The sequence below is a fragment of the Croceibacterium segetis genome (assembly GCF_011320115.1).
Taxonomy (GTDB): Bacteria; Pseudomonadota; Alphaproteobacteria; order Sphingomonadales; family Sphingomonadaceae; genus Croceibacterium_B; species Croceibacterium_B segetis.
The window spans coordinates 167,655-186,273 of sequence record NZ_JAANOZ010000002.1; the positions used below are offsets into that span (position 1 = coordinate 167,655).

Consider the following 18,619-nt stretch of genomic DNA (forward strand, 5'->3'; position numbering starts at 1 on the left):
GCGGTCGCGTAGCCCAACTATAGCGCTGGCGGCAATGACCATCGATGCACCGAGCCTGAGCGACGCCGAAATTCGGCGGCTGGTCGAGCGGCTCGACCGGCCGATCGTGCTGGTCGGAATGATGGGCGTCGGCAAGAGCACCGTCGGCCGCAAGCTGGCAGCATTGCTGCATCTCAACTTCTGCGACGCCGACGATGCGATCGAGGAGGCCGCGCAGATGACCGTGAGCGAGATCTTCGAACGCTTCGGCGAACCCTATTTCCGCGACGGCGAGCGGCGGGTGATCGCCCGGCTGATCGACGGCGGCCCAGCGGTTATCGCTACTGGCGGCGGCGCGTTCGTGCAGGACGACACGCGCGAGCTGATCCTCGAGCGCGGCGTCGCCGTGTGGCTCGACGCCGACGTCGACACGTTGCTCGACCGGGTCAGGCGCAAGGACACCCGGCCGCTGCTGCGCGATGGCGATCCGCGTGAGATCGTTACGCGCCTCAAGGCCGAGCGCGAATCGGCTTATGCCAAGGCGCCGATCCACGTCTCGAGCAGTGGCGGCCCGCATGGCGACACGGTGACCCGGATCGTGCAGGAGCTCGACAAATGGCTGTAATCCCCGTCGAACTCGCCGGGCGCTCCTATCAGGTGCGCGTCGGCAGCGGCTTGCTGGCGGACCTTCCGGCGCAAGCCGGCAAGCTGCTGCGCAAGGAGCGCGTGCCGATCGTCACCGACGCCAACGTCGCGCGGCACTGGCGCGAGCCGGTCGAAGCGGCATTGCTCGCCGCCGGCAAGGAACCGCGCTGGCTGGTGCTCGACCCCGGCGAAGGCGCGAAGAGCTGGCAGGGCCTGGCGCACGTCACGGACTGGCTACTGGCCGAGGAAGTCGAGCGCGGCGACCACGTCATCGCACTCGGCGGCGGCGTGATCGGCGACCTGACCGGCTTTGCCGCGGCGATCCTCAAGCGCGGCTGCGGTTTCATCCAGCTGCCGACGACCCTGCTCGCCCAGGTCGACAGCTCGGTCGGCGGCAAGACCGCGATCAACACCGGCGCCGGCAAGAACCTGATTGGCGCGTTCCACCAGCCCTCGCTCGTGCTCGCCGATCTCGACACCCTCACCACCTTGCCCCCACGCGAGATGCGCGCCGGATACGCCGAGGTGATCAAGTACGGCATTCTCGGCGATGCGGCGTTTTTCGAGTGGTGCGAGCGCAACGGTCCCGCGGTCCTCGCCGGCGATCGGACCGTGCAGGAGTACGCCGTCACCGAGAGCGTCAAGGCCAAGGCGCGGATCGTCGCCGAGGACGAGCGCGAGACGACCGGCGCCCGCGCCCTGCTCAACCTCGGCCACACCTTCGGCCATGCCCTCGAGGCCGAGACCGGCTTTTCCGACCGCCTGCTGCACGGCGAGGCGGTGGCGCTGGGCATGGCGCTGGCGGCGCGCTACTCGGCGCGGCGCGGGTACATTTCCGACGAGCATGCCGAGCGGGTGACCGCCGCGCTCGACGCCGCCGGGCTGCCGAGCGAGATCGCCGCGCTCGGCATCGAAGCTGACGGCCGCAAGCTTGCCGGGCACATGCTGCACGACAAGAAGATGGACGCGGGCACGCTGCCGTTCGTGCTCCTCGCGGCGATCGGCCAGGCTTTCCTCGACAAGGAGGTTGCGCTCGACGACATTGCGACGTTCCTTGATGAGGAACTGCGTGCACATTGAAGATTGAGTGCCTTAAGGGGGCTTGGCGTGAAAAGATTGGTCGGGGCTATTTCCATTCCGCTCGTCGTTGCATTCGCAATGCCAGCGGCGGCGCAAACAGCAGGATTGCAAGCGGCTGACGAACAGGCGGTCGACGCGTTGATCAGCCCCGTCATCGCAAGCCTGAAAGGAAACTCGACGGGCGCGGCGGTGGCCACATATCTGAAGACCAACAAATTGGGGGCCTTCGACGACGCCACAATCAAGGCTTTGGCGGAAAAGGTCGACGAGGGCCTGGCCAAGTATGGGCCGGCTGTTCGTTGCGATCTGCTCAAGGAAGAAGAACGGGATCAACTGGTCGCCAAGCGAACCTACCTTTGCCAGCATCAGAAGGCGCTTACGCGCTGGACTTTCATCGCAGCAAAGCTGCCCGATGGTTGGGCGGCCTGGACATTCAGCTACGACACCAAAATTGAAGAGCTGTTCTAACTCGCTCTCACCCCACTGAGTTTAGGCGAGACTCCGCTTTCCTTGCGCGTTAATCGTTGCGCGGGAAACTAATGGAGAGGACCGCCGAATGACCGTAGCCGAAGCCGAGCCCGAGCAACTCAACGTCATCACGGACCCGCACGACCGCGCCTTCCTCGGCCAGCCCAAGGGCCTCGGCTATCTAGCCGTCGTCGAAGGCTGCGAGCGCTTCAGCTACTACTCGATGCAGACTTTGCTGACCCTCTACATGGTCAACTACCTGCTTCTGCCCGAGCATTTCAGCTCGGTCTGGGGTCTCGGCTGGGTCCAGCAGCACCTCGCCGGCGGCAAGACCGGCCAGCCGCTCGCTTCGGACATCTTCGGCAATTACACCTCGCTGGTCTACCTCACCCCGATCCTTGGCGGGATCATCGCCGACAAGTGGCTCGGGCGGCGCGGGGCGCTGGTCGCGGGCGCACTTATCATGTCGCTGGGCCACTTCCTGATGGCAATCCAGCCGGCGTTCCTGTTCGCCCTGGTCTGCCTGATCGTCGGCGTCGGCCTGTTCAAGGGCAACATCGCCAGCCAGGTGGGCGAGCTTTACGGCCCCAACGACTTGCGCCGGGCGATGGCCTTCCAGATCTTCTATATCGCCATCCAGGTCAGCGTGATCGTCGCTCCGCTGATTTCCGGCACGCTCGGCGAGAATGTCGGCTGGCACTACGGCTTCGGCTGCGCCGGGGTGGTCATGGTGATCGGCCTGCTGATCTACCTCAAGGCCAGACCCTACCTGCCGGCGGACAAGCGCGACCTGCCGGTCGTGGCCAAGGCGGACAGGGTCAGCAGTTTCGAAAAGGGCGACGGCGCGCGGATCGCCGCGCTGGTGCTACTCGTCCCCGCACTCGCCGTCTCGCTGCTGCCCAACCAGGAGATCTTCAACGCCTACCTCGTTTGGGCCGACCAGCAGTTCGACCTCACCTTCGCAGGCATGAAAGTGCCGACGAGCTGGATGATCACGCTCGATTCGGCGTTCAGCTTCGTCACCCTCGTCGGCATCACCTGGTTCTGGAAATATTGGGGCGACACCGGCCGGTGGGAGCCGGACGAGCTCGGCAAGCTGATCATCGGCAGCCTGTTCACCATCGTCGGCGCCCTGTGCCTGTACATGGCGGCGATCACGCAAGGCGGGGGCAAGATCGGCCTGTTCTGGCCGGTCCTCTTTCACTTCTTCAACTCGATGGGCTTCGGCCACGTGCTGCCGGTGAGCCTGGCGCTGGTGACCAAGATCGCCCCGCGCAAGCTGACGGCGACCTCGGTCGGCATCTACTACCTGGCATTCTTCATCGCCAACAAGGTCGTCGGCGAGGTCGGCGGCTGGTACTCGACGATGCCCACCCCGCAGTTCTGGCTGGTCCACGTCGGCGCGGCGGTGGTCGGGCTGGTCGCCTTCGTGCTGTTCAAGCTGTTCCTGTCGCACCGGTTCGACGACAGCGACCGCGCGGAGGTGATCGCGGCCTAGCCGGAGTTTCCAACAGGGTGACACATCGGCAAAGTGTCACCCTGCTGGAATCGATCAAAGCATTGTATTTAATAATATTTTCGTCGCCTGCGCAGGGTGACACTTTTCCTATTTGAACCGCACGAAAGCTGGGCATCTGTCCGCACGCGAACCCCGCGCGGCCATTGGCACGTTCGACAAGAATCGACGATTGGAAAGAACGGCGGCCAGCATGGCGTGCCCGGAGCCTTGTAGGAAAGCGGAAATCGCGCTGGATTTCCAACAATCGTCCTGACCGTGAAGTCTCGCGGCGCGGAGAGAACTCAGTACCGGTAGAGCCGAAACTTCTGCACGCCGACCTCGGCCGGGGGAAAGCGGACGTGGCGACCCTGATGGGTCTGGTCGCCGTTGAGGCGGCGGCCGTTACCGCAGCGTGACGACGTTGTCGCTGACGCGGTGGTCGGCGCGGCCGGTGTAGAGGCTGGCCATCGGCTCGTCCTCCACTGTCACCGCGATCGCTTCGCCGAAGCCGTTGAAGCCGGTCTTCATGGCCGCGCCGTAAGCGCCGATCATGCCGATCTCGATATAGTCGCCCGCCTGGATGTCCGCCGGCAGCATGAAGGGGCCCTTCATGAAGTCGCCGTCGTCGCAAGTCGGGCCGTAGAACGAGAACTCGGCGAGCGGCTGGGTGAGGTCGTCCTCGAGGGCCATGACCGGGAAACGCCAATCGATGTGCGCGGCGTCGAACAGCGAGCCGTACGAGCCGTCGTTGATGTAGAGTTCGTCGCCGCGCCGCTTCTCGACCTTGACGATCAGGCTGCTGTATTCGGCGCACAGCGCCCGGCCGGGCTCGCACCACAGCTCGGCCGAGTACGAGATCGGCAGCGCTTCGAAATGGCGGGCGATCAGGGCGAAGAAGTCCTCCAGCGGCGGCGGCTCCATGCCGGGGTAGCTGCTCGGGAATCCACCACCGACGTCGACGATGTCGACCGTCACCGCCGCCTCGGCGATCGCCGCGCGGACGCGTTCGAGCGCCTGGACGTAAGCGAACGGGGTCATCGCCTGGCTGCCGACGTGGAAGGCAATGCCGAGCGCGTCGCAATGCTGGCGAGTGGCCTGCAGCAACGGGGCGGCATCGGCGAGATCGACGCCGAACTTCGAGGCAAGCGAATACTCGGAATATTCCGACGAAACGCGCAGCCGCACGAGGAGGTTGAGGTCGCTCGCGGGCGTGCCGTCTTCAGCCGCGGTGGCCTCGACGATCTTGGCGAGTTCCTCGTGCGAATCGAGGCTGAACGTGCGCACACCGTGCTGGTGATAGGCTTCGGCGACCGCGTTGCGGGTCTTGACCGGATGCATGAAGCACAGGGTGGCGTCCGCCAGCAGCGAGCGCACCAGCCGCACCTCGGCGATCGATGCGACGTCGAAGTGGGTAATCCCGGAATCCCACAGCACCTGCAGCAGGTCAGGCGAGGGATTCGCCTTCACCGCATACATCGACTTGCCCGGAAACTTCTCGGCGAAGAATCGGGCGGCGCGCGCAGCGGCGTGCGGGCGATTGAGGATAACCGGCTGATCCGGCGCGAAGGCGCGGGCTACAGTCGATGCGTCGGGATAGCTGTGCAACTCAAGGGACCCCCAAAACAGTCGTTAGCGATAAGCTGCCTTGCGGTTTGGAAGTCCCCATGGGGCAGCGGACGGCGCATATATTCCGCTTCCCCTGAACTGCAAGTGAAAACGCGCGAAACGGGCGTGGCTGTGGGTAAGTCGAGTTGGGGCCCAAGCCTCACTCGAACAGCTTCGCCCAGCGCCTCGGCGTGCGCGTCTTCCACGCCTCGCGGTGGTAGGCGTCGCTGGCGAGGAGCGGCATCACGCTGCCGGCCTCGGCGAAGACCATCTGCTCGATGCCGGTGTTGACCTTGCCCCAGCTGGCGGCCTCCTGCAGCGTCGAGGACGAGCAGGCGCCGTCGCGCACGTCGGCGACGGTGATCTGCACCGCGTACTTGTGCACCGCGACGTCCTCGTGGCCGAGGATCTCGGCACACACCACCGTGTCCTGGATGAAGTTCTTGGGCACCCCGCCGCCGACCATCAGCAGGCCCGAATCGCCGCTCTCGATCTTGATCTGGGTCAGCTCGCGGAAATCGGCCACGGCGTCGATCATCAGGTAGGGCTTGCCTTCCTTCATCCGGTCGACCTGGTGCTTGACCAGCCCGAACCCGGCCGAGCTGTCGACGAACGCCGGGCAGAAGATCGGCACGTCATGCTCGTAGGCAAGCTTGACGAGGGAATTGTCCTTCTTGCCGTGCTCGACGAGGAACCTGCCCATCTCGCGGATGAACGCGCGGCTGGAGTAGGCCTTGGGCTCGAGCTCGTTGGCGATCTTGTTGATCGTGAAGTCGCAGTCCTGCAGCTGCTCCTCATCGATATAGGTGTCGTAGATGCGGTCGATGTAGAGCGAGCGCAGCGTGTCGTCGTCAGGGATTTCAAGCGCTTGGTAGTGTTTGTGGCCAAGACCTTCGAAGAAATCCATGTCGACGATCGTCGCCCCGGTGGCGACCACGCAATCGACCATGTTGGAGCGAATCAGCTCGGCATAGAGATCCATGCAGCCCGCTGCGCTGGTCGAGCCGGCGATCACCAAGAAGATCGTGCAATCCTTGTCCTCGAGCATCTGGTTGTAGATGCGCGTGGCGCGGGCAAGGTCGCGGCTGGTGAAGCTCATCTTGCCCATCGCGTCGATCAGCGGGCGCGCGTCGAACTGGCGAATGTCGATGTGCTCGACGGTGGTCGAAAGCAGCTCGGCCTTGCGCGTGTCGTTGATCTTGGTGTCGTTCATCTCGGAATCCTTCGGCTCGATCGGGCAACGGGCGCTTTCGCGCGCGGGTTCCCGTGAAGGGCGCGGCGGTTAGACGCTGGAGGGCCGCGCGTAAATATGCCACGTGGCGCGGCCATGACGGACCCCATAGCGATGCGAGCGCCGACGCGCGAGGGCGTGCTGCGCGCGGCGGAGAAAGTCGCCGCCATCCTGCCGCCGACGCCGCTGCTGCGGGTCGAGATCGGCGGGGTGACGGTGTGGGCCAAGGCCGAGAGCCTGCAGCCGGTCGGCGCGTTCAAGATCCGCGGCGCCTGGCACCGGCTGACCGACTTTTCGGACGAGGAGCGCGCGCGCGGCGTGGTCGGCGTTTCGAGCGGCAATCATGCGCAAGGCGTCGCGTGGGCGGCCCGCGAGCTGGGGATCGCAGCGACCATCGTCATGCCGAGCGATGCGCCGGCGGTGAAGCTCGACCGGACGCGCGAGCTCGGTGCCGACATCGTGCTCTACGATCGTGCCGGCGAGGACCGCGACGCCGTCGCCGCGGCGCTCGTCGAGGAGAGCGGCGCGACGCTGGTCCATGCTTATGCCGACCCTTGGGTGATCGAAGGCCAGGGCAGCAGCGGGATCGAGATTGCCGCGCAGGTGGCCGAGCGCGCCGGCGGCGCGCCGACGCGGATCGTCTGCCCCTGCGGCGGCGGCGGGCTGACCGCCGGGCTCGCCCTCGCCTGCCCCGACGCGGAAATCGTGCCGGTCGAGCCCGAGGGCTGGGACGACGTTCGTCGCAGCCTCGAGGCCGGCGAAATCGTCGCGGTCGAACCCAACCCCCCACCGACCGCCTGCGACGCGCTGCAGACGCTGGCGACACGGCCGGTCAACTTCGCAGTGCTCAAGGCGCGCGTGCCCAAGGGACTCGCGGTGTCGGAAGCCGAAGTCCGCGCCGCGCAGCGGTTCGCCTTTTCACGCCTGCGCCTCGTCATCGAGCCCGGGGGAGCCGCGGCGCTGGCGGCGGCGCTCGCGGGAAAGGTTGCCCTCGACGGACGTACTGCGATCATCCTCAGCGGCGGCAACGTGGACCCGGCGACCTTCGCCAAGGTGCTCGCATCCGACAATTAGGTTTCAATTGACAATCTAACCCTCGCTGCGCAGTCTCCCCGCCGGGTCTTCGGGGGGAGGAAAACGAGCATGGTCGGAATGGATATCCTGCAGCCGGTCGTCGCGCTCGCGGCGTGGACGATGGTGATGTGGCTGTGGATGTACGCCACCCGCATCCCGGCGATGAACGCGGCCAAGGTCGATCCCGACAGCCTCGCGCGCGATCCGGATGCCCGGCTCGACAAGCTCCTGCCGCCGCAAGTCCAGTGGAAAGCGCACAATTACAACCACCTGCACGAAGCGCCGACGGTGTTCTACGCCGTGGCCCTCGTCCTGGCGATCACCGGCCAGGGCGACGGACTCAATGCACAGCTCGGCTGGGCCTACTTGGCGCTGCGGATTGTCCACTCGCTGGTGCAGGCGACGATCAACAAGGTGATGGCGCGATTCATCGTGTTCGTCTTGTCGAGCCTGGTGCTGATCGCCCTCGTCATCCACGCGGCGATTGCCGTGTTCTAGGGGCATTTCCCTAGCGGGGGTTTAGCCGGCGGCAGCCCGGCAGCGCTATCGCGGGTCCGATCGCAATCGCCGCGGAGGGACCTGACGGTGGCATTCATCCTGATCGTCGACGCCAGCCAGGCGTACGCCACCCGCGCGTCCGACGTGCTCACCGCCGCAGGGCATGCCTGCGGCTGCGTGGCGAGTGCCGAAGAGGCGATCGCGCTGCTGCGCTGGCGCGTCCCCGAACTGATCCTGCTCGACCAGGCGATCCCCGGCGCCGACGGCGGCACCCTGCCACACAAGCTGCGACGCATTACCGGCGTGGCCGAGCTGCCGATAATCCTGCTGACTACCGATTCCGCGGTCGCCCCTGGCGACGTCGGCCATGCCGTGCTCGACGACATCCGCAAGCCGTTCGACCCAGGCTTCCTCGCGTGGAAGGTCGATCATGCACTCGATGCCCACGGCAAACGCGCGCTGGGCGAGCGCGACGAGCCACTGGTCGTCGGCAACGGCGATGCCGCGCCGCGCCTGCGTTCGCTCGCCTGATCTTGCTGGAGGTTGGTAGCGGAGGAGGGACTCGAACCCCCGACACGCGGATTATGATTCCGCTGCTCTAACCGGCTGAGCTACTCCGCCCCATGAGGCAGGGCGGGCATGTAAGATGCACCCCTTGCCCGGTCAACCGCGAAAGCTCCAGCGATTGATCGTCTCCCACGGCCCGTCAAGATAGCGATGCAGCGCGAGGCCAGCGAAGCGGAAATCGCGCGGCTCGAGCGTGCGCGCGAGCTCTTCCTGGAGCGCCTTCGCTTCCTTTTCGGGCATCTTGTTCTGCACCGTGACGTGGAGGCGGGGTTCGGACAGTTCCTGGGGTGTCAGGAGGCCGTGGAACCGCCCGGCGAGCTCCGCGCGCAGCGCCAGCATCGCCGGGCTGTCGATCCTGAGCGCGGTTCCCGTCCCGAGCGACATCGCCCCCACGAGATGCGCCGCGATCGGAGCATGCTGGCGCGCGGCGGCGCCCAGGGCATCATGCAATTCCTCCTCGCACGATGGCGGCACCGCCCGGAACAGCGTGACGTGCGCCGCGACCTGGTTGCGGTCCGCCGGATAATGAGCCTGCCGCAGCCGCTCGGCCAAGGCTCGAAGATCGGCCGGCAGCTCGGCGGTGACGATCTGCGGCGCGCGACCGCTCACGACTCTTCTTGCCAATCCGCTAGCTCCATTGCATTTTCCCGACCATTGGATGGGGCTCAGTCACATGAAATGCACGAATTGGCTGTTCGCGGCGGCCGCGCTTGTGCTCGCGACAATTCCGGCCGCGGCGAGCGCGCAGCAGATCGGCGCCTTGGCCATCGACCGCAGCAAAGGGTACATCTACGGCTTCGCTCACGACTTTGCGACCCGCGCCGAAGCCGAAGAGCGGGCGCGGAAGGAAGTCGTCGACCGAGGCGGCGAGCCGACGATCGTCCTGGTCTGGTCGGGCAACGGCTGCGGTGCCTATCGCAGCCTGCCTGAAGGCGACGGCAACGCCTATGGCTGGGGCGTCGCGAAAACGCGCGAGCAGGCCGATGCCATCGCCCAGCGCGAGGCGGCCAAGTACAGCGGCACCAAAGTTGCCAGCAACTACGGATGGGCCTGCAACGAGAAGGCGGCCAAGCCGCTCGCGACCATTTACCGCGACAGCAACATGCGCACGGTCAAGCTGGCCGGGATCGAGTGGTCGCGCGACAATCTCTCCGTTACCCGCTTCCGCAACGGCGATCCTCTCCGCGCGGCGACCGACTTCAAGTCGTTCGTTGCGGACAAGAGCCCGGCCTACCTCTGCCCCAGCGCCGAGTGGTGCGCGCGCAACGGGCTCTTCTACAACGGCGCCGCCATCCAGGATCCGCGCGGGCTGGCGCCGGCCGGCTGGCACATTCCCAGCGTCGCCGAATGGCAAAGGCTCATCGACGGGCTGGGAGGGGCCGCCGCGGCGGGGCGGCGGCTGCGCAAGCCCGGAGTGTGGGCCGACTGGTCGATTCCGGTGAACGACCCCAGCGGAATGGACATCCTTCCGGCCGGGGCCAGCTTCAGCGAAGAATGGAAGAAGGATCATCCCGAGCGCAGCTATGCTGCCTTGTGGGCGACCGGGACGCAGGGCGAATACCTCCTGTTCATGCGGGTTTCGGCGTACAAGAGCGGCGACGAGGCCGTGGCCGGGGGAACGCGAAGCGCGTACGACGGCCTTTCGGTGCGCCTCATTCGCGATCCCTATTCGAGCGAGTTGACGGGCAGCAGCCAGGACCAGGGTCCGGTTCCGCTCACGACGGCATCGCCGCGCGCAGCTACCGCCAAGCCGCCAAAGGCTCCGGTCGCCGTGCCCTCAGCCAGGCAGCCCGCCGTCGAGGCCGCGCCGGCGCCCAGTGCCACCGACAAGACAGCGGAACGCGCCGGGGCGGAAGCGGTCGGTCGGGAACAGGCCAAGGCCGAGACGCCGGAGGCGGAACGCCAGGCAGTCGAGGAGCGCACGAAGGCGAACAAGGAAATGGCCGATTTTGCGGCGAGGCAGGTGGCCGCGAACGAAGCCTCGATCCGCAAGGCGGCGGCCGACAAGGCGGCCTATGAGGCCGCCCTCGCCGAGCGCGAGCGGATCATCCGCGAGAACGCCGCGGCCGAGGCCGAGCGTCAGCGGACGATCCGTGAGAACGATGAACGCTATCGCGCCGCGATGGCTGAATGGGAGCGCAAGGTGGCCGCCTGCAAGGCCGGGGACAAGAGCGCCTGCGCCGCGCCCGCCAAGTAGCCGAATCACTCGCGGGTGGTCACATCTCACCGCGCGCGCGGCGGATCGCGAACCACTTGGCCTTGTTGTCCTCCTGCTCGGCGAGCGTCCGGGCGAAGACATGCCCGCCGCGGCCGTCGGCCACGAAGTAGAGGTAATCGCTCGGCTTCGGGTTGAGCACCGCGGCGAGGCTCGCCCGGCCGGGGTTGGTGATCGGGCCGGCGGGCAGGCCGACCTCGCGATAGGTGTTGTAGCCGGTGATCGCGTTCAACTCGGACTTGAGGATCCGGCGGCCGAGCGGCTTGCCCTTGGTGATCGGGTAGATCACCGTCGGATCGGCATCGAGCTTCATGCCGATGCGCAGCCGGTTGCAATAGACGCCGGCGACGATCGGCCGCTCGGCGGGCTTGGCCGTTTCCTTCTCCACGATCGAGGCGAGCGTCACGGCCTCGCGGGGCGTGTCGATCGGACACGAACCGGGCGTGCGCTTGGCCCACAGCGCCTTGAGAGTCCTCGCCATCGCGGCCTGCATGCGCGCGAGCACCGCGGCGCGCGCCTCGCCGCGCTCGAAGTCGTAGCTTTCGGGCAGCACCGAGCCTTCCGCCGGGACCGCGACCGGGCCGGTCAGCAGCGGCTGACCGATCAGCCGCTCGTAGACCATGATCGCCGGCATCCCTTCCGGGACCGTGACGAAGCGGCGGATCGGCTTGCCGTGCTGGAGGATGTCGAGGATCGCCGCCCGGCTCGAGCCCTTGGGCAAGCGGAACTCGCCGGCCTTGATCGGATCGGAGCTGCCGAACAGCTTGGCGCGCCAGAGGAACCCGCCGGCCGAGCCGATCACATGCTCCTTCTCGAGTTTCTGGGCGACCGTGGTCAGGGTGGCGCCGCGCGGGACGACGAAGTCGACGTCCTTGTCGACGACGCCTGAGCCCCACCAGCCGGCGATGAAGACCAGCGCGAGGATGGCAATGACGATGGCCGCGATGCGGCCGCGATGTTTCACGTGAGGGTCCTAATCGACCTGCTTCATCACCAGGCTGGCGTTGGTACCGCCGAAGCCGAAGCTGTTGTTGAGCACCGCCTTGATCGGCCGCGGCTTGGCCTTGTGCGGCACGAGGTCGACGCCCTCGCAGCCCGCCGAGGGATTGTCGAGGTTGAGCGTCGGCGGAGCGATCTGGTCGCGCATCGCGAGGATGCAGAAGATGCTCTCGACCGCACCCGCGCCGCCGAGCAGATGACCGATCGCCGACTTGGTGCTGCTCATGGACACCGTCTGGATGGCATCGCCGAACAACCGCCGTACCGCGCCTAGTTCGAGCTCGTCGCCAAGCGGCGTCGACGTCCCGTGGGCGTTGATGTAGTCGATCTCGGACGGGCTGATGCCCGCCTTGCGCAAGGCCATTTCCATCGAGCGATACGCGCCTGAGCCCTCCGGGTGCGGGGCCGTGACGTGGTAGGCATCGCCGGAAAGGCCGTAACCGACCACTTCGGCATAGATCTTCGCGCCGCGCGCCTTGGCGTGCTCGTATTCCTCGAGCACGAGAACGCCCGCGCCCTCGCCCATCACGAATCCGTCGCGCGCTTCATCATACGGGCGGCTGGCGCGGGTCGGCTCGTCGTTGAAATTGGTGCTCAGCGCGCGCGCCTGGGCGAACCCGGCGATGCCGATCGGGCAGATGGTGGCTTCCGCCCCGCCGGCCAGCATGATGTCGGCGTCACCGTCCTTGATCATCCGGGCCGCGTCGCCGATCGAATGCGCACCGGTCGAACAGGCGGTGACCACCGCGTGGTTGGGGCCCATCAACCCGTACTTGATGGAGACCTGGCCGCTGATCAGGTTGATCAGGCGTCCGTGGACGAAGTGCGGCGAAACCCGCCCCGGACCCTTCTCGTAAAGGACGATCGATTCCTTCTCGATCCCCGGCAGCCCGCCGATGCCTGAGCCGATCGAGCAGCCGGCGCGCAGCCGTGTGGCCTCGTCCATCTCGAGCAGGCCGGCATCCTCGATTGCCTGTCCGGCGGCGTCGAGCCCGAAGATGATGAAAGGGTCGACCTGGCGCTGCACCTTGTGGTCGATGCGCTTGTCGGGATCGAAGCCGTATTCGTGATCGGCGGGCTTGACCTCGCAGGCAATGCGGCACTTGTACTCGCTCGCATCGAAATGGGTGATCGGTCCCGCGCCGCTCTTCCCGGCGAGGATATTCGCCCAGGTCGTTTCGACGTCGCTTCCCAGCGGCGTTACCAGGCCCAGTCCGGTTACCACGACACGGCGCATGTTCTTTCTCCGAAACACGAAGGCCCAGCCGTGGGCTGAGCCTTCCTTACCCGTCCGCGACCGGCGGGACCGTCCGCGCGGGCGAGCGGGTCTTAGCCCTTGTGCTCTTCGATGTACTTGTTGGCATCGCCGACGGTGTTGATCTTTTCCGCAGCATCGTCGGGAATCTCGACGCCGAATTCCTCTTCGAAGGCCATCACCAGCTCGACGATGTCGAGGCTGTCGGCGCCCAGATCGTCGATGAAGCTCGCGTCCGGCGTGACCTTGTCTTCCTCGACGCCGAGATGCTCGACGACGATCTTCTTAACGCGGTCGGCGGTGTCGCTCATGTGATGCCCTTCTCGAAAATGGGATGTTGGATTTGGGTTTTGCCCTAATGAACGCCGCGCGCGGTGGCAAGTGCCATGGAATTTGCCCCCGACGCCTCGTCGGTGGTGCAATTCGCTCGCGATCTTGCTACACGATCGCAGGGTCACGTCGGAGGGGCGGTACCATCGCCAGCCTTGTCGTGACGAGACGGATCGGGGGAGCTTGTTCATGAAATTACGGACTATTTTGGGTGCGGCGACGGCGATCTGTTTCCTCGCCGGAGCAACCGTTGCGAGCGCCAAGGGCGAGTCGTCAGGGCAGAAGGCGCAGAAAAAAGGGCAGGCGCAAATTCCGCATTGCACCCACAAGATCGGCACGGTGGCCATCGTCGAACCCGACGACCAGTGGTGGCGCCAGTACAACCTCGGCAGCCCTGAGGCGGTGATCAAGGTCTTCGTCCAGGAATCGGGCTGCTTCTCGATCGTCAACCGCGGCCGCTCGATGCAAAGCCGGGCGATGGAACGCGCGCTGGCCGATAACGGCGAGCTGCAGGACAACTCGAACATCGGCAAGGGCCAGGTCAAGGCTGCGGACTACTTCCTGCAGCCCGATATCGTGACCAGCAATGCTCATAGCGGCGGCGGCGGCCTCGGCGCAGTCGCCGGCGGATTGCTCGGCCATGGCCTGCTCGGCGGGATCGCCGGCAACGTGAGCATCAACAAGAAAGAAGCGAGCGTGACGCTATCGCTCGTCAACGCCCGCACGACGGAGGAAGAAGCGCTGATCCAGGGCTATGCCCGCAAGTCGGACGTGTCGTTCGGCGGCGGCGGTGGCGGCGGCTGGTGGGGCGGTTTCGCCGCGGCCGGCGCCACGGGATACAGCGACACCGACATCGGCCAGGTTATCGTGCTCGCCTACCTCGACGCCTATACCAAGCTGGTCAACCAGTTCGGCGGACTGCCCGACGACCCGTCGGCGGCGGCACCCCAGGCGAAGTGATCCAATTCTCCCGGTCCCTGCGCAGCGGGGACAGGGAGCTCTTACGAGCCGGTGGTCTCCGCCTTGGGCGGCTCGACCGTGCGGATATGCAGCTCGCGCAGCTGCTTGATGCCGACTTGCGACGGCGCGCCCATCATCAGGTCCTGCGCGCGCTGGTTCATCGGGAAAGCGATGACCTCGCGGATGTTGGGCTCGTGGGCCAGCAGCATGACGATGCGGTCGATCCCCGGAGCCGAGCCTCCGTGCGGCGGCGCGCCGAGCTTGAACGCCTCGATCATGCCCGAGAAGTTGGCGTCGACGTCTGCCTGCGAGTAGCCGGCGATCTCGAACGCCTTGTACATGATCTCCGGCCGGTGGTTCCGGATCGCGCCCGACGATAGCTCGTAGCCGTTGCAGACGATGTCGTACTGCCAGGCGAGGATCGTCAGCGGATCCTGGTTCTCGAGCGCGTCCATCTCGCCTTGCGGCATCGAGAAGGGGTTGTGGCTGAAGTCGATCTTCTTGAGGTCCTCGTCGTACTCGTACATCGGGAAATCGACGATCCAGCAGAACTTGAAACAGCCCTGTTCGATGAGGCCCAGCTCCTCGCCCACGCGAGTGCGCGCGGCGCCGGCGAGCTTGGTCGCCTCGCTGGCCTTGCCGGCGGCGAAGAAGAGACCGTCGTCGGCTCCGAGGCCGAGCTCGGCGTAGAGCCGCTCCATGTTCTCCGGGCCGTGGTTCTTGGCGATCAGGCCACCGAACTCCCCGCCCTTGCGGGTGACGTAACCGAGCCCGGCAAATCCTTCCTTGCGCGCCCACTCGTTCATGTCGTCGAAGAACTTGCGGCTCTTCTCGGCGGTGCCTGGCGCCGGAACCGCGCGGACCACGCCGCCCGAGCCGACGATTTTCTCGAACAGGCCGAAGCCGCTTGTCTCGAAATGCTGCGAGACATCGGCGATAACCAGCGGATTTCTCAGGTCGGGCTTGTCGGTCCCGTACTTGAGCATCGCCTCGGCGTAAGGAATGCGCGGGAACGTGCCCGCCGGAGTCACGCTTTTGCCGCCGGCGAATTCCTCGAAGCAGCCGGCAAGCACCGGCTCGAGCGCGTTGAACACATCTTCCTGCGTCACGAAGCTCATCTCGAAGTCGAGCTGGTAGAATTCGGCCGAACGGTCGGCGCGCAAGTCCTCGTCGCGGAAGCACGGGGCGATCTGGAAATAGCGGTCGAAGCCGGCGACCATCAGCAGCTGCTTGAACATCTGCGGCGCCTGCGGAAGCGCGTAGAACGTGCCGGGATGCAGCCGGCTCGGCACTAGGAAGTCGCGCGCGCCCTCGGGGCTCGAGGCGCTGAGGATCGGCGTCTGGAACTCCATGAAGCCCTGTTCGTGCATCCGCCGGCGCAGCGACGCGATGACCTGGCTGCGGAGCATGACGTTGCGGTGCATCGACTCGCGCCGCAGGTCGAGGAAGCGGTACTTGAGGCGGATGTCCTCGGGATATTCCTGCTCGCCGGCCACCGGCATCGGCAGCTCTTCAGCCCGGCTCTGCACGGTGGCGGCGCGGGCATAGATCTCGACCGCGCCGGTCGGCAGGTTCGGATTGACCGTCTCGGGCGTGCGCGCCTTGACCTCGCCGTCGATCGTTACGACCGATTCCAGACGCAGCCCCTCGAGTAGTTCGAGCGCCGGCGAATCCGTGTCCGCGACGATCTGCGTCATGCCGTAGTGGTCGCGCAGGTCGACGAAGAGAATCCCGCCATGGTCGCGCTTGCGGTGCACCCACCCGGAAACACGCACGGTCTCGCCAACGTCGCTTTCGCGAAGCGCGGCACAGTTGTGGGAACGGTAGGCGTGCATCGAGACTCTTTCGTTTGAGCGGTTTATGGCGCTAGGGAGCCGGCGCTAACAGGCGATGGCCTTTCGCTTGTCAAGCCGACCTGCATGCACATGGGCGCCGGTCTGCGCGCCCTATAGAAAACCGACGATGAAAATACACCCGCTGATTACCAAAACCGAGGAACTGGCCGAACTCTGCGAGCGGCTGGCGCAAGGCGACTTCGTCTGCGTCGACACCGAATTCATGCGCGAGAACACCTTCTACCCGCTGCTGTGCCTGGTGCAGCTCGGTAACGAAGAGGAAGCGGCGGCCATCGACCCGCTCGCCGACGGCATCGACCTCACGCCGATGCTCGAGCTGTTCTGCAACAACGAGGACGTGCTCAAGGTCTTCCACGCCGGCGGGCAGGACGTCGAGATCATCTACAACCTCACCGGGCGCACCCCGCACCCGATCTTCGACACCCAGATCGCGATGATGGCGGTCAGCCAGTCCGAGCAGATCGGCTATGCCAACCTGGTCGAAAGCTGGATGGGCAAGACGATCGACAAGGGCGCGCGCTTCACCGACTGGAGCCGCCGCCCGCTGACCGAGCGGCAGATCGAATACGCGATCGGCGACGTGACCTACCTCGCCAAGATCTTCCCGCGCCTGCTCAAGAAGCTGATCAAGACCGGGCGCGGCAGCTGGCTCGACGCGGAGATGGAGAAGCTCGCCGACCCGGCGAACTACGCCAACGACCTCGAAACCGCCTGGCACCGCATCCGCCCGCCGAGCCGCAGCCCGATCGTGCTCGGCCGGCTCAAGGCGCTCGCGGCGTGGCGCGAGAGCGAAGCGCAGGCGAAAGATATCCCGCGCGGCCGGATCATGCGCGACGAAACCCTCGCCGACCTCGCCAGCCATCCGCCCAAGACGCAGGCCGAACTGGCCAAGGTCCGCGGGCTGAGCCAGGCGTGGAAGGACAACGACATCGGCAAGCGGCTGATGAAGGTCCTCGCCAAGGCCGAACCGCTGCCGGGCGAGGAACTGCCCGACAAGCCCAAGCGCGGCGCCCCGCTCGGCAAGGAAGGCGCGCTCGTCGCCGACCTGCTCAAGCTGCTGCTCAAGATCCGCACGCGCGAGATCGACGTCGCCAGCCGCCTGCTCACCCGGTCCGACGAGCTCGAATTGCTGGCGGCTGGCGTGCGCGACCTGCCGGTGCTGCAAGGCTGGCGCTACGAGATCTTCGGCCGCGACGCGCTCGAGCTGGTCGAGGGCAAGCTCGCCTTCGCAGTCGAGAATGGGCGATTGAAGATGACTCACATCGATGACGTCGTGATCGAGAGCGCGGAGCTTCGCGAGAACGCGGCGGAGTGACCACCTACCTTCCGACAATCAAGCAGTTGCAATATCTCGTGGCGCTGCACGAGCACGGGCATTTCGGACGCGCGGCGGAATCGTGCTTCGTGTCGCAATCGACGCTCTCGGCCGGCATTCGCGAACTCGAATCGCTGCTCGGGGTTACGCTGGTCGAGCGCAGCCGCCGCGTGGTTCGTTTCACTCCGCTCGGCAACAGCGTCGTCGACAAGGCGCACAAGCTGCTGCGCGAGGCGGAGGAGCTTAGCGACCTCGTCCAGGCCAGCGGCAAGCCGCTCGCCGGCGAACTCAGGATGAGCGTGATCCCGACGATCGCCCCGTTCCTGCTTCCGCGAATGCTTCCGCGCCTGCGCAAGGAGCGCCCACAGCTCAAGCTGTTCCTCCGGGAGGAGACCAGCGATGCCGCGCTCGAATCGCTCCACCACGGCCGTGCCGATTGCGTCCTGCTCGCGCTCCCCTTCCCGACCGGCGAAGTCGACAAGGAGACCATCGCCATCGACCAGCTCTACGTGGCCTTCCCGCAAGACGAGCCGCGCAATCCACCCGCTGAAGTCACTCCGGCGATGATCGACGAAGGCCGTCTGCTGCTGCTCGAGGACGGGCACTGCCTCAAGGAACACGCGCTGGCCGCGTGCAACCGTCCCGAGCTGCGCCCCAGTGCGACGATGATCGGCACCAGCCTGCACACCCTGGTACAGATGGTCGACAACGGCCTGGGTGTGACGATGTTGCCGAAGATGGCCATAGACGCCGGAATCCTTCACGAGACCCACGTCGTCGCCCGCCCGCTCAAGGCCCCGCACGCCAACCGCGAGATCGCCCTCATCTGGCGCAAGAACTCGCCGCGGGCCGAGGAATTCAGGTTGCTGGCGACGGAATTGCGGGCGGGTTGATGCGCTAGGGCTTATATTCGGCCATCCGCCCCCCATATACCGCTCGCTACAGTCGCAAATTGACGGTCTTCGGCGCTTTGCGGCTCCTTCTTCCTTCTCTCCGCTTCTCCTAGCGCAAGGAGGCCGGTCTTCGGTCTCCAACCCAAGAAGG

At 66.1% G+C, this 18,619-nt stretch carries 18 protein-coding genes and 1 tRNA gene; 11 read left to right on the plus strand and 8 right to left on the minus strand.

What is annotated here, in order from left to right:
- Positions 1–34 precede the first annotated feature (34 nt).
- The 4 genes from G7B69_RS02645 to G7B69_RS02660 all read left to right on the plus strand — a co-directional run bounded on the left by G7B69_RS02645 (position 35) and on the right by G7B69_RS02660 (position 3,670).
- A complete protein-coding gene (locus tag G7B69_RS02645; protein ID WP_207785933.1) occupies positions 35–604 on the plus strand; it encodes a shikimate kinase in 570 nt (189 codons plus the stop codon).
- Complete coding sequence (aroB, locus tag G7B69_RS02650; protein WP_166175815.1) at positions 595–1,704, plus strand: 3-dehydroquinate synthase; 1,110 nt, start codon at positions 595–597, stop codon at positions 1,702–1,704. The genes G7B69_RS02645 and aroB overlap by 10 nt, the downstream gene beginning before the upstream one ends.
- Before the next feature lie 27 nt (positions 1,705–1,731).
- Positions 1,732–2,172, plus strand: coding sequence for a hypothetical protein (locus tag G7B69_RS02655; RefSeq protein ID WP_166175817.1), 441 nt, complete (start codon positions 1,732–1,734; stop codon positions 2,170–2,172).
- An 88-nt stretch (positions 2,173–2,260) separates the two neighbouring features.
- The gene (locus G7B69_RS02660) at positions 2,261–3,670 is read left to right on the plus strand and encodes a peptide MFS transporter (RefSeq protein ID WP_166175819.1); all 1,410 of its coding nucleotides are present in this window, start codon (positions 2,261–2,263) and stop codon (positions 3,668–3,670) included.
- A gap of 402 nt (positions 3,671–4,072) precedes the next feature.
- Here G7B69_RS02660 and G7B69_RS02665 read toward each other — a convergent pair whose 3' ends face one another.
- Together G7B69_RS02665 and G7B69_RS02670 are read right to left on the minus strand one after the other, a co-directional pair.
- Entirely contained in the window at positions 4,073–5,275 is a 1,203-nt protein-coding gene (locus tag G7B69_RS02665; protein ID WP_166175821.1) for a type III PLP-dependent enzyme, read from the minus strand.
- A 160-nt stretch (positions 5,276–5,435) separates the two neighbouring features.
- Complete coding sequence (locus G7B69_RS02670; RefSeq protein WP_166175823.1) at positions 5,436–6,488, minus strand: 1,9-bis(guanidino)-5-aza-nonane synthase; 1,053 nt, start codon at positions 6,486–6,488, stop codon at positions 5,436–5,438.
- 114 nt (positions 6,489–6,602) lie between these two features.
- Here G7B69_RS02670 and G7B69_RS02675 point away from each other — a divergent pair, with 114 nt between their 5' ends.
- The 3 genes from G7B69_RS02675 (at position 6,603) to G7B69_RS02685 (ending at position 8,609) form a co-directional block, all read left to right on the plus strand.
- Positions 6,603–7,580, plus strand: a complete 978-nt coding sequence (locus G7B69_RS02675; protein WP_166175825.1) for a threonine ammonia-lyase — start codon at positions 6,603–6,605, stop codon at positions 7,578–7,580.
- A 69-nt stretch (positions 7,581–7,649) separates the two neighbouring features.
- Positions 7,650–8,078: an MAPEG family protein gene (locus tag G7B69_RS02680; RefSeq protein ID WP_166175827.1), complete on the plus strand. Its 429-nt coding sequence runs from the start codon at positions 7,650–7,652 to the stop codon at positions 8,076–8,078.
- A gap of 87 nt (positions 8,079–8,165) precedes the next feature.
- Positions 8,166–8,609 carry a response regulator gene (locus G7B69_RS02685; protein ID WP_166175829.1) on the plus strand — a complete coding sequence of 148 codons (444 nt, stop codon included), beginning with the start codon at positions 8,166–8,168 and terminating at the stop codon, positions 8,607–8,609.
- A 13-nt stretch (positions 8,610–8,622) separates the two neighbouring features.
- Here the strand turns inward: G7B69_RS02685 and G7B69_RS02690 are convergent.
- Positions 8,623–8,699 (minus strand) — tRNA-Met (locus G7B69_RS02690).
- A gap of 42 nt (positions 8,700–8,741) precedes the next feature.
- Positions 8,742–9,254, minus strand: a complete 513-nt coding sequence (locus tag G7B69_RS02695) for a 2'-5' RNA ligase family protein (RefSeq protein WP_166175831.1) — start codon at positions 9,252–9,254, stop codon at positions 8,742–8,744.
- 64 nt (positions 9,255–9,318) lie between these two features.
- On the opposite strand from G7B69_RS02695, the gene G7B69_RS02700 reads away from it, so the two are divergent.
- Complete coding sequence (locus tag G7B69_RS02700; RefSeq protein WP_166175833.1) at positions 9,319–10,842, plus strand: FISUMP domain-containing protein; 1,524 nt, start codon at positions 9,319–9,321, stop codon at positions 10,840–10,842.
- A 19-nt stretch (positions 10,843–10,861) separates the two neighbouring features.
- Here the strand turns inward: G7B69_RS02700 and mltG are convergent, their stop codons facing one another.
- The 3 genes from mltG to G7B69_RS02715 form a co-directional block, all read right to left on the minus strand.
- Complete coding sequence (gene mltG, locus G7B69_RS02705) at positions 10,862–11,824, minus strand: endolytic transglycosylase MltG (RefSeq protein ID WP_166175835.1); 963 nt, start codon at positions 11,822–11,824, stop codon at positions 10,862–10,864.
- Positions 11,825–11,833: 9 nt separating this feature from the next.
- Positions 11,834–13,096 (minus strand): beta-ketoacyl-ACP synthase II, encoded by a 1,263-nt coding sequence (gene fabF / locus G7B69_RS02710; protein WP_166175837.1) that lies wholly within the window; start codon positions 13,094–13,096, stop codon positions 11,834–11,836.
- A gap of 92 nt (positions 13,097–13,188) precedes the next feature.
- Positions 13,189–13,425: an acyl carrier protein gene (locus G7B69_RS02715; RefSeq protein WP_039094202.1), complete on the minus strand. Its 237-nt coding sequence runs from the start codon at positions 13,423–13,425 to the stop codon at positions 13,189–13,191.
- Positions 13,426–13,633: 208 nt separating this feature from the next.
- On the opposite strand from G7B69_RS02715, the gene G7B69_RS02720 reads away from it, so the two are divergent.
- Positions 13,634–14,404 carry a CsgG/HfaB family protein gene (locus tag G7B69_RS02720; RefSeq protein ID WP_166175839.1) on the plus strand — a complete coding sequence of 257 codons (771 nt, stop codon included), beginning with the start codon at positions 13,634–13,636 and terminating at the stop codon, positions 14,402–14,404.
- 41 nt (positions 14,405–14,445) lie between these two features.
- On the opposite strand, the gene aspS is transcribed toward G7B69_RS02720, so the two are convergent.
- Complete coding sequence (aspS, locus tag G7B69_RS02725; protein ID WP_166175841.1) at positions 14,446–16,239, minus strand: aspartate--tRNA ligase; 1,794 nt, start codon at positions 16,237–16,239, stop codon at positions 14,446–14,448.
- 127 nt (positions 16,240–16,366) lie between these two features.
- On the opposite strand from aspS, the gene rnd reads away from it, so the two are divergent.
- Both rnd and G7B69_RS02735 read left to right on the plus strand, forming a co-directional pair.
- Positions 16,367–17,575 (plus strand): ribonuclease D, encoded by a 1,209-nt coding sequence (gene rnd, locus G7B69_RS02730; protein ID WP_166175843.1) that lies wholly within the window; start codon positions 16,367–16,369, stop codon positions 17,573–17,575.
- Positions 17,572–18,468 carry a hydrogen peroxide-inducible genes activator gene (locus G7B69_RS02735; RefSeq protein ID WP_166175845.1) on the plus strand — a complete coding sequence of 299 codons (897 nt, stop codon included), beginning with the start codon at positions 17,572–17,574 and terminating at the stop codon, positions 18,466–18,468. Before rnd ends, G7B69_RS02735 begins: the two co-directional genes overlap by 4 nt.
- The last annotated feature ends 151 nt before the right edge of the window (positions 18,469–18,619 follow it).

Excerpts from the sequence above, each read along its gene's own strand:
- G7B69_RS02645 (WP_207785933.1), top strand. The coding sequence starts at position 35 with ATGACCATCGATGCACCGAGCCTGAGCGACGCCGAAATTCGGCGGCTG.
- aroB (WP_166175815.1), top strand. The coding sequence starts at position 595 with ATGGCTGTAATCCCCGTCGAACTCGCCGGGCGCTCCTATCAGGTGCGC.
- G7B69_RS02660 (WP_166175819.1), top strand. The coding sequence starts at position 2,261 with ATGACCGTAGCCGAAGCCGAGCCCGAGCAACTCAACGTCATCACGGAC.
- G7B69_RS02670 (WP_166175823.1), bottom strand. The coding sequence starts at position 6,488 with ATGAACGACACCAAGATCAACGACACGCGCAAGGCCGAGCTGCTTTCG.
- G7B69_RS02675 (WP_166175825.1), top strand. The coding sequence starts at position 6,603 with ATGACGGACCCCATAGCGATGCGAGCGCCGACGCGCGAGGGCGTGCTG.
- G7B69_RS02680 (WP_166175827.1), top strand. The coding sequence starts at position 7,650 with ATGGTCGGAATGGATATCCTGCAGCCGGTCGTCGCGCTCGCGGCGTGG.
- G7B69_RS02700 (WP_166175833.1), top strand. The coding sequence starts at position 9,319 with ATGAAATGCACGAATTGGCTGTTCGCGGCGGCCGCGCTTGTGCTCGCG.
- fabF (WP_166175837.1), bottom strand. The coding sequence starts at position 13,096 with ATGCGCCGTGTCGTGGTAACCGGACTGGGCCTGGTAACGCCGCTGGGA.
- G7B69_RS02715 (WP_039094202.1), bottom strand. The coding sequence starts at position 13,425 with ATGAGCGACACCGCCGACCGCGTTAAGAAGATCGTCGTCGAGCATCTC.
- G7B69_RS02720 (WP_166175839.1), top strand. The coding sequence starts at position 13,634 with ATGAAATTACGGACTATTTTGGGTGCGGCGACGGCGATCTGTTTCCTC.
- aspS (WP_166175841.1), bottom strand. The coding sequence starts at position 16,239 with ATGCACGCCTACCGTTCCCACAACTGTGCCGCGCTTCGCGAAAGCGAC.
- rnd (WP_166175843.1), top strand. The coding sequence starts at position 16,367 with ATGAAAATACACCCGCTGATTACCAAAACCGAGGAACTGGCCGAACTC.